Annotated in this window: 9 protein-coding genes; 4 read left to right on the top strand and 5 right to left on the bottom strand. The window is 72.9% G+C overall.

The genetic code is table 11. The features are described 5' to 3' along the window. Positions 1-34: 34 nt before the first annotated feature. Positions 35-1,057 (top strand): FAD-dependent oxidoreductase, encoded by a 1,023-nt coding sequence (locus ACF068_RS11010; RefSeq protein ID WP_392273903.1) that lies wholly within the window; start codon positions 35-37, stop codon positions 1,055-1,057. Positions 1,058-1,152: 95 nt separating this feature from the next. Here the strand turns inward: ACF068_RS11010 and ACF068_RS11015 are convergent, their stop codons facing one another. The 3 genes from ACF068_RS11015 to ACF068_RS11025 all read right to left on the bottom strand — a co-directional run bounded on the left by ACF068_RS11015 (position 1,153) and on the right by ACF068_RS11025 (position 6,471). Then, positions 1,153-2,904, bottom strand: coding sequence for a BCCT family transporter (locus ACF068_RS11015; RefSeq protein WP_392274358.1), 1,752 nt, complete (start codon positions 2,902-2,904; stop codon positions 1,153-1,155). Between the two features lie 109 nt (positions 2,905-3,013). Then, positions 3,014-4,444, bottom strand: a complete 1,431-nt coding sequence (locus tag ACF068_RS11020; protein ID WP_392273904.1) for a M14 family metallocarboxypeptidase — start codon at positions 4,442-4,444, stop codon at positions 3,014-3,016. Continuing rightward, on the bottom strand, positions 4,441-6,471 hold the full coding sequence (locus ACF068_RS11025; protein WP_392273905.1) for a Xaa-Pro dipeptidyl-peptidase: 2,031 nt from the start codon (positions 6,469-6,471) through the stop codon (positions 4,441-4,443). Before ACF068_RS11025 ends, ACF068_RS11020 begins: the two co-directional genes overlap by 4 nt. 211 nt (positions 6,472-6,682) lie before the next feature. Between ACF068_RS11025 and ACF068_RS11030 the strand changes: the two genes are divergently transcribed. Continuing rightward, positions 6,683-8,191 (top strand): M1 family metallopeptidase, encoded by a 1,509-nt coding sequence (locus tag ACF068_RS11030; protein ID WP_392273906.1) that lies wholly within the window; start codon positions 6,683-6,685, stop codon positions 8,189-8,191. Between the two features lie 213 nt (positions 8,192-8,404). Here ACF068_RS11030 and ACF068_RS11035 read toward each other — a convergent pair whose 3' ends face one another. Further along, the gene (locus ACF068_RS11035; RefSeq protein ID WP_392273907.1) at positions 8,405-8,836 is read right to left on the bottom strand and encodes a DUF3995 domain-containing protein; all 432 of its coding nucleotides are present in this window, start codon (positions 8,834-8,836) and stop codon (positions 8,405-8,407) included. A 312-nt stretch (positions 8,837-9,148) separates the two neighbouring features. Between ACF068_RS11035 and ACF068_RS11040 the strand changes: the two genes are divergently transcribed. Continuing rightward, entirely contained in the window at positions 9,149-10,198 is a 1,050-nt protein-coding gene (locus tag ACF068_RS11040) for a LacI family DNA-binding transcriptional regulator (protein WP_392274359.1), read from the top strand. Between the two features lie 10 nt (positions 10,199-10,208). On the opposite strand, the gene ACF068_RS11045 is transcribed toward ACF068_RS11040, so the two are convergent. Further along, positions 10,209-13,007 (bottom strand): glycosyl hydrolase, encoded by a 2,799-nt coding sequence (locus ACF068_RS11045; RefSeq protein ID WP_392273908.1) that lies wholly within the window; start codon positions 13,005-13,007, stop codon positions 10,209-10,211. Positions 13,008-13,288: 281 nt separating this feature from the next. On the opposite strand from ACF068_RS11045, the gene ACF068_RS11050 reads away from it, so the two are divergent. After that, complete coding sequence (locus ACF068_RS11050; protein ID WP_392273909.1) at positions 13,289-14,623, top strand: extracellular solute-binding protein; 1,335 nt, start codon at positions 13,289-13,291, stop codon at positions 14,621-14,623. The last annotated feature ends 88 nt before the right edge of the window (positions 14,624-14,711 follow it).

Genomic DNA, 14,711 nt, shown 5'->3' on the forward strand with positions numbered 1-14,711 from the left:
TTCCCGTCCGTGGGGTCTCCGCTACCGTCCCGGCATGAGCGGTGACGTGATCGTGGTGGGCGGCGGGGTCATCGGGCTGACGACGGCGGTCACGCTGGCCGAGCGGGGCCGTCGCGTGCGCGTCTGGGCGCGGGACGCGCCGGGCCGCACCACATCGGCGGTGGCGGGCGCGCTCTGGTGGCCGTACCGCATCGAACCGGCGAAGCGGGTGGGCACGTGGGCGCTGGAGTCGCTGCGCGTGTACGAGCGGCTCGCCGCCGCTCCGGAAGCCACCGGCGTGCGGTTGGTGGCGGGTGTCCACGCGGGCACCGAGCGGGGGGCGCTGGGCGCGTGGGCCGGCGAGGTGCCGGGGCTGCGGCAGCTACCGTCGGGCGGCCTCGCGGCGGTGCTGCCGCTGATCGACATGCCCGTCCATCTGGAGTGGCTGGCTGCCCGCCTGGAGGCGGCGGGCGGGGTGATCGAGACGAGGACGGTGCGGTCCCTGGCGGAGGTGCCCGCGCCGGTGGTGGTCAACTGCGCCGGGCTGGGCGCGCGGGACCTCGTGCCGGACGGGGCCGTGCGACCGGTGCGCGGCCAGTTGGTGCTGGTGGAGAACCCGGGCGTGGAGGAGTGGTTCACCGCGCCGGACACCCCGGGGAGCGGGTCGACCTACTTCTTCCCGCAGCCGGGGCGGTTGGTCCTGGGCGGTACGGCGGAGGAGGACGACTGGCGGACCGCGCCGGACGCGGGGACGGCCGCCGCGATCGTCGCCCGGTGCGCCCGGGTCCGGCCCGAGATCGGCCGCGCCCGCGTGCTCGGCCACCGGGTGGGCCTGCGCCCGGTGCGTACGGGCGGGGTGCGCCTGGCGGCGGAGCCGCTGCCGGGCGGCAGGCTGCTGGTCCACAACTACGGTCACGGAGGCGCGGGAGTGACCGTCGCCTGGGGTTGCGCCGGGGAAGTGGCCCGTGCGCTGCCGCCCGCATCCGCCTCCGGCCCGGGCGGCGGACCCGGCCCGAGTGACGGTCCCGGCCCCAGTGACGGTCCCGGCCCGGGCGGCGGCCGACCCGGGGCGGACTGAGCGGCGGCGCCTCCCGTGGCCGGGGCACGAGGGCCGGGGCGCACCCAGGGGGCGCGTGCCCCGGCGCCCGGGAAGCCCCGGGCGCCGGGGGGGCGTCAGCCGGCCGGCGGCGGGTTCCCGGGGTCGTCGCGGTACCGGTCGTCACGGTGCCGGTCGTCAGGGTCCCCGGCGTGTCCGGACGGTTCGTCCTGGGCCGGGCCGATGCGGATCTCGAACTCGCCCGCGTACTTCTCGTGGCCCGCGATCACCGCCTCCTCCACGGCCTCCTCGGCGAGTTCACCGCGCACGATCAGCGGGTCACGGCGGAGGTCCCGCATCAGGGACCAGCACATGCCGATCATCACCAGCACGAACGGCGCCGCGACCAGGATGGTCAGGTGCTGGAGGCCGGCGAGCGCGTCGCCCTTGCCCTCGCCGACCAGCAGCATCACGGCCGCCACGCCGCCGGTCACCACGCCCCAGAAGACGACCACGAACCGGGCCGGTTCGAAGGTGCCCTTCTGGGAGAGGGTGCCCATCACGATCGAGGCGGCGTCCGCACCGGAGACGAAGAAGATGCCGACCAGGATCATCACCAGCAGGCTCATCACGCCGGCGATCGGGAACTCCTGGAGCACTCCGAAGAGCTGGGCCTCGGGCGTGGTCGCGCCGCCGAGGTCGCCGCGCTCCTTCAGGTGCATGGCGGTGCCGCCGAAGACCGCGAACCAGATCAGGCTGACGGTGCTGGGCACGAGGATGACGCCGCCGATGAACTGGCGGATCGTCCGGCCCCGGCTGATGCGGGCGATGAACATGCCGACGAACGGCGTCCAGGAGATCCACCAGGCCCAGTAGAAGACCGTCCAGCTACTCAGCCAGTCGGCGACGTCACCGCCGCCGGTGGCCGCCTCGGTGCGGCCGGCGAGCTGCGGCAGCTCGTCGAGGTACGCGGCGAGCGAGGTCGGGACCAGGTCGAGGACGAGGATCGTGGGGCCGGCGACGAAGACGAAGACGGCGAGGACGACGGCCAGCACCATGTTGGTGTTGGACAGCCACTGGATGCCCCGCTCCACGCCGGAGACGGCGGAGAAGACGAAGCACACCGTCAGGACGCCGATGATGCTGACGAGCAGCCCGGTGCCGGCCTTGTCCAGCCAGCCGACCTCGTGCATGCCGCTGCCGATCTGGAGCGCGCCGAGCCCCAGGGACGTGGCGGAGCCGAAGAGCGTGGCGAAGATCGCCAGGATGTCGATCACCCGGCCGACGACTCCGTCGGCGTGCTTCTTGCCGATGAGCGGGATGAAGACGGCGCTGATCGTCTGCCGCCTGCGGCGGCGGAAGGTGCTGTACGCGATGGCCAGTCCGACCACCGCGTAGATCGCCCAGGGGTGCAGGGTCCAGTGGAAGAGGGTGGTGGCGAGCGCCGTCTGCATGGCGTCCGCCGAGTCGGCGGGGTCGGTGCCCGGCGGCGGGGTGGTGTAGTGCGCGAGCGGTTCGCTGACGCCGTAGAACATCAGGCCGATGCCCATGCCGGCGCTGAACATCATGGCGACCCAGGAGACGGTGCTGAACTCGGGCTTCTCGTGCTCCTGGCCCAGTTGGATCCGGCCGTAGCGGCTGACGGCCAGCCAGAGCGCGAAGACGACGAAGCCCGAGGCGGCCAGGACGAACGCCCAGCCGCCGTTGTGCATCAGGCCGTTCAGCATCGAGTCCGACACGCTCTCCAGCGAGTCGGTGGCGGTGGCGCCCCAGACCACGAAGGCGAGGGTGAGCACGGCCGTCACGCCGAACACCACCCGGTCGGTGACGGGCGGCTCGTTCTCGTACGGGTGGCGGCCCGGCAGAGCCGCCTTCACGGGCAGCCGCATCCGTTGCCCCGGTTTCCGTTGCTCCTGAGACACAGGCGGCACCTTTCGCGATCATGGCCTGATTTCGCTCTTGGTACCCCCTACCACGTCAGGCACACCTGCACCGGGATCAACAGGCGTCCAGCGGCTCCCCGTCCGTGAGGCGGTACGCCGCGCGGGTGTCGAGCAGCAGCGGCACCAGCGCCCGCTGCGACTGCCGCAGCGGTACGAAGGCGGTGCCGTCGGCCTCCACCCGGGCGGCGACGCCGTGCAGCGCCAGCTCGTCGCGGACCCCGGCGTACCGGTCCGCGGTCAGGCGGTAGCCGCACGGCGGGTCCTGGAGGGTCTCGGGGGGCTCCGGCGGATCGTTGTCGGCGCCGCCCAGGAAGACCGGGCCCCGGTCGCGCAGGCCGGCCAGCCGGGCCGCCGTGGTGACCGCCCCGATGGTGCCGCGCCGGTCACCGACGTACCGGAAGAGTCCGTCCAGGGCGGCAAGCTGGGTGTCCACGCGGCGCCGGTTGTTGAGGGCCGGGTCCTTCTTCTCCTCCTCGGTGAGCGGGTCGACGCGGGTCTCGACGAGCAGGCCGACGGAGTGCTTGACGCCCACCGTGTTGCGGAGGATCCGCTCCTGGCCGTCGCCGGCGACCTGTTTGACGGGTTCCCCGGTGACCGGGTCGGTCCAGATGCCGTAGACGCCGCTGTCGAAGCCGGCCCGTGCGGCGGCGGGGCGGACGTACGCCTCGGAGAGGGTGTGCGCCTCGTCGTGCACGCGGGAGCCGGTGTTGGGGTTGCGCGGCCAGAGCGCGAGCAGGTCCTTGTCGTAGTAGGGCGGGGTGGCGCCGTACTCGTGCAGGTCCTGGACGACGTCGGGCCGGTGGTCGCGGATCACCGCGGCGAGGGCGCGGGCCTCGGGCGTCCGCAGGGCGATGTGGTCGCGGTTGACGTCCACCCCGTCGGCGTTGCCCCGGGTGCCGGCTGCGCGGCCGTCGGGGTTGGCGGTGGGGACGACGAGGACGGTCGTACGGGCGAGGAGGCGGAGGGTCTCGCGGTCCTTCGCGTGGGCGAGGTCGCGGACGGTGGACAGGCAGGCCTCCCGGCCGGACGGTTCGTCCCCGTGCTGGCTGCAGATCAGCAGCACGGTGGTGCGGGCGGTGCTCCCGCTGCCGGGCGGGGTGCCGGTGCCGGACGGGGACTCGGTGGCGGCTCCGGTGCCGGGCGGGGTGCCGGTTCCGGGCGCGGTTCCGGTGCCGGGCGCGGTTCCGGTTCCGGGCGCGGTTCCGGTTCCGGGCGCGGTGGAGATCCGTACGAGCCGCAGTGGGCGGCCCTGCCGGGTCGTGCCCACCCGGGTGACCGACACCCGGTCGCTCCCCCGGTCGACGGCGTCGAGGAAACGTTGCTCCTCGCGCTCGTCCGTCCAGCGGGCGCCGTTACTCGCCTCGAACCCGGTGCGCGGCGGCGGGGTGGGTGAGGCCTGGGCGGGTGCGGTGATCAGCGGGAGGCCGAGGGCGGCCGCGGTGACGGTCACGGCGAAGGCGCGGGCGCGTGCGGCGCGTGGGGTCATCGGGGCGTGCCTCCGGGGATCTGCGCGGCGGGGCGCGGGGCGGTGACGCCGGCCGGCGGGGCGGTGCGCGGGGCGGCGGGGTGCACGGTACCGGTGGTGGCGCGGAGGAACGCGGGGACCCCGCCGACGAGGGGCAGCCGGGCGGAGGTGCGGGCCAGGTCGAGGGTGAGGGTGGGCTTCGCCGCCGGAGGGTCGATCAGGTTCCGGTCGGTGCCGGCGACGAGGAGCGCCAGGCGGTGGCCGGCCGGGACGACGTGGTCGGTCGCGGCGAGGTCCACGGTGATGGTGTGGGGCCGGCCGGGGGTGAGGGGGCGTCCCTCCCGGGCGTCCGCCCAGGTGCCGAGGTCGGCCCAGCCCCGGCTGAACACGGTGGCGCCGACGTCGGTCGTCCTGGCCCGGGTCTCCTTGTAGCAGGCGCTGTCGCCGGTGGTGCTCGCGCCCCAGCAGGTGCGCTCGGCGAGGGTGGTGATGCCCTCTCCGGCGGCTCCGTAGTCCCGGATGGTGGCGGGACCGAGGTCGACCAGGACGGCGGTGAGGTGGGCGCTGGTGGCGTCCGGGGTGGCGGTGACGGTGACCCGGGAGGAGCCGGAGAGCCGCAGGTCCCGGGTGAGCGGGCGGGTGATGAAGCCCGCCTTGGCCGGGGTGGTGGTGCCGGCGGCCGACGCCCAGTCGAGCTCGCCGAGGGCGGGATCGTCGGTGAACGTCTCGGTGGCGCCCGGGCGGGCGGGGACGAGCCCCAGGGTGCCGACGCCGGGTGCCGCGCCCCGGCGGGGACGGAGCGTGGTGGGGGCGGTGGCGCGGGGCGGCCAGACGCGGTCGGTGGACCATTGGCCGGGGGCGCGCTCGACGTCGGCCATCGGCGCGCGGTCGACGCCGTTGTCGTAACCGAGGAGGTAGTGGTCGAACCAGTGGTGGAGGGTGGTGACCCACTCGGCGCGGCGGAAGTCGAAGGGGTCGACGTGGCCGGTCTGCGAGAGCCAGATCTTGCGTTCCACCCCGTGGGCGGCGAGCGCGTCCCACCACGGGCCGATGTGCTTGGCGCGGACGTTGAGGTCCTGCTGTCCGTGGACGAGGAAGACGCTGGCCCTCACCTTGTGGGCGTTGCGGACGTAGTCGCGCGTGTCCCACAGCGGCGTCATGTCGCCGGTCCGCGGGGCGCCGTCGACGAGGCGCTGCTGCACATGGGCGCAGCGGGCGCGGGCGTCGGGGCTGTTGACGTAGTCCGAGAGCCACTCGGGGCCGGAGTCGTACAGCGGGGCGCCCTGGGCGAAGTAGTAGTCGTACCAGGAGGAGATGGCGCCGATGGGGACGATGGTCTTCAGTCCCTCGACGCCGGTGGCGGCGACGCCGTTGGCGATGGTGCCGTCCCAGCTCTTGCCGATCATGCCGGTGTCGCCGGTGGACCAGCCGGTGGCATGGGCGCGCCGGGTGCCGGTGCGGGTGGTGTAGCCGCGGCCCCGGCCGTTGAGCCAGTCGACGACGGCCTTGGCGGACTGGATGTCGGAGGGGCCGCCGACGTCGTCGCAGCCGTCCGAGCGATTGGTTCCGGCGAGGTCCACGGCGGCGAAGGCGTAGCCGCGCGGAACGAAGTAGTTGTCGTAGTACAGAGGGAACTGGACGGGGCGGCCGTCGGCGTCGTACGTCTTCTTCTGGCTCTCGTTGCCGCGCCCGCAGCAGGAGTAGTAGGGGCTGGCGTCCATGATGACCGGGACCTTGCGGCCCCGGTCGGCCGCCTCGCGCGGCCGGACGATGTCGACGGCCACCCGGTCGGTACGGCCGTCGCGGTCGCCGTCGAGGCCGGTGTCGACCCAGACGGACTCACGGACGGCGTCGGCGTACGAGTGGACGGGCCGCGACTCGGGGACGGGGGCGGGTCGCGCCGTGGCGGGGGAAGCGGGTCGCGCTTCCCGGGCGGGGGCGGCCGGCGCCGCGCTCGCGGGCTGGACCAGTGCGGTCATCAGGGCGGCGGTGGCCGCCGTCACCAGGACTCTGCTCGACATGGGGGTTCTCCGCGCACGTATCGGCATGGGCGGAACGTACACGCGCCAACTGCCGGATGACAGAGGGCACTACGGGGGCGAAGCGGACGGAGGGGGCGGAGGGGACGGTGGGGCCGATCATCGTTCATGTCGGCCACATGGCCATCTCGTGACAGGTGGGGCCATGGACATGACGGGGGCGGGAGCGGCTGAATAGCCTTCAAGAGATCTTCCGTCCATACGACTTGGAGAGCTTGACGTGCACCGCAGACTGATCGTCCCGAGCGCACTCGCGGCCTCGCTGTTGCTGGCGATCCCGGCATCGGCGGCCGACTACCGGCCCGGGGCCCCGGGCATCGGCGACCCCTACTACCCGGCCAGCGGCAACGGTGGCTACGACGTGTCGCACTACGACCTGCGTCTGAAGTACCAGCCGAAGACCGACCTGCTGGAGGGCACGGCGACGCTCATCGCCACCACCACCCAGGATTTGTCCCGCTTCAACCTCGACCTCGGGCTCAAGGCGAGCGAGGTGCTGGTGAACGGCAAGAAGGCGCGCTTCGCCGCCACCGGCGACCACGAGCTGGAGATCACCCCGGCCGCACCGCTGGCGAAGAACCGGGCGATCTCGGTCGTCGTGCGGTACGCGGGCAAGCCCTCCGAGCTGAAGATCGGCGGCTGGACCGCCTGGCACCGCACGCCCGACGGCGGCGTCGCCGCGCAGGAGCCGGACTCCGCCATCTGGTGGTTCCCGTCCAACGACCACCCGCGGGACAAGGCGACCTACGACATATCGGTCTCCGTGCCGGACGGCACCCAGGCCATCAGCAACGGCGTCCTCCAGTCGCAGTCGTCGCGCCTGGGCTGGACACGCTTCAACTGGCGCTCCAACAAGCCGCAGGCGTCCTACCTCGCCACGCTCGCGATCGGCAAGTTCGACATCACCACGGACAAGACCGACAAGGGGCTGCCCGTCCTCAACGCGTACAGCAAGGACCTCGGTGACAACGCGGGTGCGGCGCGGGCCAGCATCGAGCGCACCGGAGAGGTCGCGGAGTGGCTGGAGGAGGTCTTCGGACCGTACCCCTTCAACGCGCTCGGCGGCTACGTCCCCAACGTGACCAGCGGCTACGCGCTGGAGACCCAGACGCGGCCGTTCTACAGCCCGCGCCAGTTCGCCAACGGGGCCAACGTGTCGGTGGTCGTGCACGAGCTGGCGCACCAGTGGTACGGCGACAGCGTGTCGGTCGACGGGTGGAAGGACATCTGGGTCAACGAGGGCTTCGCCCGGTACAGCCAGTGGCTGTGGTCGGAGAAGGAGGGCGAGGGCACGGCCCAGGAGCTGGCGGACTACGTGTACGCGCAGCACCCGGCCGACGACCCGTTCTGGACGGTCGAGCCGGGCGACCCGGGCCCGGACAAGCAGTTCGACATCGCGGTGTACGACCGGGGCGCGCTCGCCCTCCAGGCGCTGCGCAACGCGATCGGCGACGAGGACTTCTTCGCCGTCCTGAAGGGCTGGCCGACGGAGCACGCGTACGGCAACGCCAAGGTGTCCGACTTCGTGAAGTACGCGGAGCGGGTCTCCGGCAAGCCGCTCGCCGGGCTGTTGGACACCTGGCTCTACACGCCGTCCAAGCCGGCGGCCCCGGCGGCGGCCGGCGCGCGGATCGCCCGCTCGGCGGCGGGCACGGCGCAGCCGGTCCAGCCGAAGTCGTGGAAGAAGATCGCCGCGACGAACACGATCCACGACCACGACCACCACTGACCCGAGACGGTCGGCACGAGTCGTCACCACTCCCCCGTCCACGGCCCGGCGCCGCGGGCGGGGGGTCCGGCCAGCGCCGTGGCCCCAGGCCGGCTTAGCGGCCCGGCCCCGCTGGAACCGGTCAAAGCCGTGGCGCCCATGGCCGGCGCACGGCCGCGGGCACCGGATCACCGGATGATCACCGAGCGCACGCTCCCCGCGACGTGGCAGCCCTCACCGCCGGACCGCTGCCACCGCCACGATCAGCGAGAGCAGGCAGAGCAGGAGGCACAGCGGCGAGTAGAGCACTGAGTTCCAGCGCTGGAACTCCGGTGGGGCGCCGGAGTTCATGAGGTAGCCGCCCGCTCCTCGGACGAACATGACCAGGGCGAATCCGAACATGCCGGTCAACTGGAGCCAGTCGGGCCCGACTCCGGGGATCGTGCCGTTGACCATGAGCGTCAGCACGCCGGCGCCGATCAGGGCCGCACCGACCAGCATGGAGTCCAGGGCGCGCGGCATCCGGCCGTCGTCCGTGCCACCGACGGTCCTGGTGAAGGTCACCGGGTCGCTCCACGGCCAGGGGGAGAAGGCCCAGACGAAGTGCAGAAGCCCTACGGCGATGACGACGAAGCAGAGCAGGCCTGGGGCCAGGGTACGGATCATTCGTCCACCTTCGCTCCGGAGGGGCGTAGCCACTGTTGGGCTGAACGCCTTCTCAGCTCGTCATATACGGTGGCGTATATGACGGGTCCCGCTCATCGTACGGTCGGATGCGAGAGCGACGGGGGCGGGGGGTGTCGCCACCGACCGGCGGGGCCGGCGGGGGGACACGGGCGGCACGCATGGCGCTCCTGGTGGATCGTGGGCACCGATGGCTCTTCTGCGCAGAGAGCGCTCTCAACCGGCCGGGCCGACCGGCTACCCTGCTGCTGTACACAGCATTCGCCGCGCCGTCGAGGAGCACCCTTGTCCAGCATGTCCGAACCGGCCCCCGGCTCCCGTCCCACCCTGGAGGCCGTCGCGGCGCGTGCCGGGGTGTCGCGGGCGACGGTCTCGCGTGTCGTGAACGGGGGCGCGGGGGTCCGGCAGGCGCTGGTGGACAAGGTGCGGGAGGCGGTGGAGGAGCTGGGGTACGTGCCGAACCACGCGGCCCGCACCCTGGTGACGCGGCGGAACGGCGCGGTGGCGGTGATCATCGCGGAGCCGGAGTTCCGGGTTTTCTCCGACCCCTTCTTCGAGCAGCAGGTGCGGGGCATCAGCCGCGAGCTGACCGCGCACGACTCACAGCTCGTGCTGTTGTGGGTGGAGGGGCCGGGCGACTACGACCGGATCGGCCGGTACCTGGGCGGGGGCCATGTCGACGGCGCGCTGGCCTTCTCGGTGCACGACGACGACGAGCTGCCCGCCATCATCCGGCGGGCGCAGGTGCCGGCGGTGTTCGGGGGGCGGCCCGGGGGGCCGGGGACGGCGGGCGACCTGGCGGTGCCGTACGTGGACGCGGACAACCGGGGCGGGGCGCGGGAGGCCGTGCGGCACCTGCTGTCGCTGGGCCGGGAGCGGGTCGCGCACATCGCGGGCCCGCGTGACCAGACCTCCGCCACCGACCGGCTGGACGGCTACCGGGACGTCCTGCTGGACGCGGGCCCCGGGCTGATCGCGCAGGGCGACTTCACGGAGGGGAGCGGGGCCCGGGCGATGGCGGAGCTGCTGGAGCGGCGGCCCGACCTGGACGCCGTGTTCGCCGCCAACGACCTGATGGCCTCCGGCGCGCTGCGCGTGCTGCGGGAGCGCGGGCTGCGGGTGCCGGAGGACGTGGCGCTGGTCGGCTTCGACGACATGACGTCCATCGCGGAGGCCACCGATCCGCCCCTGACGACCGTCCGCCAGGACATCGAGGGCATGGGCCGGCTGATGGTGCGGCTGCTGATGCGGGTGCTGAACGCGCGGGAGACCGAGCCCGGGGCGGGCGGCGCCCCGGGCTCGGTGATCACCCCGACGGAACTGGTGCGGCGGGCGTCGGCGTAGCGCTCACCGCTCAGCCGTACGGGATGACCAGGACGGACCGGTCCGTGCCGGTCTGTACCCGGGCCGTGCCGTTGCCGATGGCGGGCCACACCTCCAGGCGTACGGTGCCGCCCCTGAGGTCCCCCAGCGCGCCGGTCGCCGACTTCAGGCCGCGCGTGTGGGCGTACTCCTCCCAGCCGGCCACCGGGTCGGTGGCGAAGTAGTGGTACGTCTCGGTCCGTTCGAAGGTCCCGTCACCCGTCAGGTCGTAGCTGACGCGGGCCTGCTGGCCGAGGCCCACCGTGGTGCCCGCGTCGACCTGGAGCCGGAAGGCGGTGGCGGCGCCGGGCTTCAGCGTGCCGGTGACGCCCCGGGCCTCGTACACCAGCGGCTGGTACGGGGTGCCGTCGTGGTTGGTGCCGCCCGCCGAGGCGATGGTGTCGCCGCCGGCCGTCCCGTTCGTGGCGGTGGTCAGCGTGCCGCCGGTGCGGAGCTGGAAGGTGTCCCCGGTGGACGGGCCCGGCTCGCCGGGGTCGCCCGGGTCGCCGCCCGTTCCGGTGCCGGTTGCCGTCGAGCGCGCGGGGACGGTGAGCCTGGCGCCGTCGGAGAAGGTCACCGTGCGGGCGGTGGAGCCGTGGTTGTGCGCCGCGTAGGTGCGTACCGTGCCCTTGGTGAAGACCGCCGAGGTGGGGAGGTCACCGGTGACGGTCGCGTCGGGCGCGCCGAGCGCGTCCAGGCCGGCGATCCAGTGGTAGGTGTGCGCCCTGGACTCCCCCGCTTCCGGGGTGTACGAGGCGTTGCCCGCGTCCCACCTGGCCCTGGCGGCGGCGGGGTCGGCGAGGGACTGGAACTCCCAGAGGATGTCGCGCCATTCGACGGCGGGGCCGCCGTTCTCGCGCTCCATCTCGGCGATGTTGCGGCGGACGGCCGCCTGTTCGCCCCCCAGGTGCAGTGAGCCTCCGGTGACGGGCAGGACGTTGATGCCGTGGATCTCCTCGGGGTTGGCGGTCCACCAGGTGGCGTAGGCGGCGCCGCTGCCCCACACCATGCCGGCGGTGTCATGGCCGAAGGAGGCGGGGAAGACCTGCTGGTCGGCGTCGAACCAGTACTGGGCGATGGCCTCGGACTCGGTGGTCAGCAGGTACGTCCCCAGGTCGCGCAGCGCGGTGTCACCGGTGGCCGCGCCCCACAGGACCAGGCCCGCGCTGAGGTTGGTGGACTCGGACGACGACTCCTGGTTGTTGCCGGCCGCGAAGCCCTGGTGGCCGGAGGCCCAGCTATGTCCGGCGTACACGTCGAAGCCCCGGAGGAAGGGGAAGGCGGTGTCGGTGCGGCTGGGGTTGGCGGCGTCGCGCACGAGCGTCTTCACCATGCCGCCCCAGGCGGAGTCGGCGGCCCAGGCGGGGTCGTACTGGGCGACGACGGCCGCCGCGTACACGTAGTAGGAGTAGTGGAAGTGGTGGTCGTTGAGTTCGGTGTCGCTGCCGTACGAGGCGGGGTAGCCGGTGAGGGTCTTCCAGGTGCGGTCGTAACTGAACTCGTTGGCCCCGCCGGCCGTGAACCAGTCCTGGAGCCGCCCCTTGAGCAGGCCGAGCAGTTTGTCACGGGTGGCGGTCTCACCGGTCTGGTCGGCCAGGGGCACGAGCTGGGCGAGGCGGCCGAGGGCCTTGCCGGTCCAGTAGGTGTCGGTGGCGCCGGCGAACGGGTCGGCGGCGTTCGCGGCCTCGTTCAGGTAGCCGCGCAGCCGGGCGGGGTCGACGCCCGAGGACTTCGGCAACCCCGGCAGTACGGCGGCCGCGCGCTGGCTCGTGGTGAAGGTGGTGGACGCCCGGACCTTCATCGTGCCGCGCGGGGAGACGTAGGTGTACGGGGTCAGGGCGTCGGTGGTGTGCAGCCACTGATGCCGGTAGAGGGCCTGGAGCGTGCCGGTCTGAGTGCCCTCCTGGGGCTGGGTGGTGAGGGTGTAGGTGGCCCTGACCATGCCTCCGGAGTAGCTCCAGTCGGCCTTGGATCCGGTGACGAAGCTGTAGGCGTAGGCGCGGTAGCCGGCCAGTGCGTCCGGGGAGGGCAGGACGGCCAGTGAGAAGTAGTCCTTGCCGCCCAGCCCGGCGGTCAGCGTGGAGCCGGAGACGGTCCAGTCGGTGCCGGTGGGGGCGAAGAGGCCGTAGTGGTGGCCGGCGACGGTGACGCCGAGGACGTTGCCCTGGTCGGCGAAGACGGTGGGGGCGGTGGCGGTGGTGATCCGGGCGTCGCCGCCGGTGCCCTTGGCGTACACGAAGGGCGAGCCGTGGCCGATGGTGGTGCGGAGGGTGCGGGTGCCGTCCGACCAGTAGGGGGTGACGGTCCAGTCGGACCAGGCGTCGGCCTTGGTGTCGGGCGAATCAAGGCCGGTCAGCCCGAGGGTGAGGTCGCGTGTGTGGGCGTACTCGTACTGTCTGCCGTCGCCGACGATCGCGGGGGTGGTGGGGTAGCCGACGTCGAGGCCGGCGGCGGTCGCCTGGTAGGTGAGCGGGTGGCCGTACATCGGGGTGGACCAGGGGTTGTCGCCGTAGCGCTGGAAGGCGAGTGAGGACCACCAGTCGTTGGTGGGCACCGGCTTGCCCTGGGCGGCGGGGGTGAGCTTGGGGGTGACGGGCGTGCCGGTGTCGGTGGTGGGGCCGGAGGTTCCGGGTGGACGGGTGTCGGAGTAACTCCCGGCTCCGACCGGGACGGTGGCGGCCTCGGCGGGGCCGGCGGTGGTCGCGGTGAGGCCGAGGGCGGCCAGGGCGGTGGCGAGGAACAGTGCGGCGGGGCGGCTGCGGGGGGATGGCCGGGTGCGGGGGGATGGCATGTCGGCACCTCGAATGGATGGCGGGAGAGCGGGTTCGAGAGCGCTCTCAGGTGCCCTGGAACGTAAAACTCCTGAAACGGGACTGTCAATACAGGTGACAGCCCGGGGAGTTGCCGTGAGCGGCGGTCGTTATGCGTTCGAGTCTTGACGGGGACAGGGTGGGCGGGGCACGCTCCACAGCAACTTTATGAGAGCGCTCTCAACCGCTGGCTCATCCCCCGCACCTCGTCCCGCACCTCGTCCCGCGTTCCGCGTCCCGCCGAAGCCAAGGGAGGCTTCCCATGCACATCGCCCGAGCCGCCACCGACCGGAGAGCCTCCGGCACCAGGACCACCGTCCGCAGGGGTCTGGTCCGCCTCGGGGCGGTCGCGCTGGCCGGGGCCCTCCTCGCCGCTTGCGGATCGGGCGCCTCGGACGGGGCCGCGTCCGACGGACGGGTCACGATCACCGTGGACCTCTTCGGCTCCTTCGGCTACAAGGAGGCGGGCCTCTACGCCGAGTACGAGAAGCTCCACCCCGGCGTCACCATCAAGCAGACCGACACCGAGGACGAGCAGGACTACTGGAAGTCCCTCCAGACCCGGCTCGCCGGTGGCGGCGGTCTCGCCGACGTCCAGGCCATCGAGGTCGGCCGCATCGCCTCGGTCACCCAGCAGCAGGCGGACAAGTTCGAGGACCTGACGCGGTACGGCGCCGACGGGCTGAAGGGGGCGTTCGCCGAGGCCAAGTGGTCCGCGGCGACGACCAAGGACGGCCGGGTGCTGGGGCTCGGCACGGACGTCGGGCCGGAGGCGATGTGCTACCGCACGGACCTCTTCCAGCAGGCCGGCCTGCCGACCGACCGCGACGAGCTGGCCCGGAAGTGGGCCACCTGGGACGGCTACCTGGAGCTCGGCAAGCAGTACAAGGCGAAGGCCCCCGCCAAGAGCGCCTGGCTGGACAGCGTGGGCAGCCTCTTCACCATCATGATCGGCCAGGAGGAGGAGCGGTACTACGACGCCTCCGGCAAGCTCGTCTACGAGTCGAACCCGGCCGTCAAGACCGCCTGGGACACCGCCACCGAGGCCGCTGCCGCGGGACTGAGCGCCAAGCTCGACCAGTGGTCCCCGCAGTGGAACCAGGCCTTCGCCGCCGGGTCGTTCGCCACGATCCCCTGCCCTGCCTGGATGCTCGGGTACATCAAGGGCCAGGCCGGTGAGTCCGGCAAGGGCAAGTGGGACATCGCCACCCTGCCCGGCGGCGCGGGGAACTGGGGCGGTTCGTATCTGAGCGTCCCCCGGGCGGCCGAGCACAAGAAGGAGGCGTACGAGCTCATCCAGTGGCTCACCGCGCCGGAGCAGCAGGCCAAGCTGTTCGAGAAGCAGGGCAACTTCCCCTCCTCCACCGGTGCCATCGCCAAGGTCGCCGGCGCCAAGGACCCGTACTTCTCCGACGCCCCCATCGGCCGCATCTTCGGCGACGCCGCCAAGGCGGCCCCGGTGCAGGTGCTGGGCGTGCACGACAAGAACGTCGCCGACCAGATCACCAACGCGCTGAGCGAGGTGGAGCGGAAGGGGACGTCACCGGACAAGGCGTGGTCGAACGCCCGCAAGGGCGTCGAGAACGTGACGGGCTGACCCTCGCGGGGCGGCCCGTCCGGGGCCGGCCCGGTGGGGCGGGTGCCCCGCACGGGCGGCTCTCCCGGGCCGGCCCGGTGGGGCGGGT

Origin of the sequence: Streptomyces sp. NPDC016309 (assembly GCF_043077235.1) — a bacterium.
GTDB lineage: Bacteria > Actinomycetota > Actinomycetes > Streptomycetales > Streptomycetaceae > Streptomyces.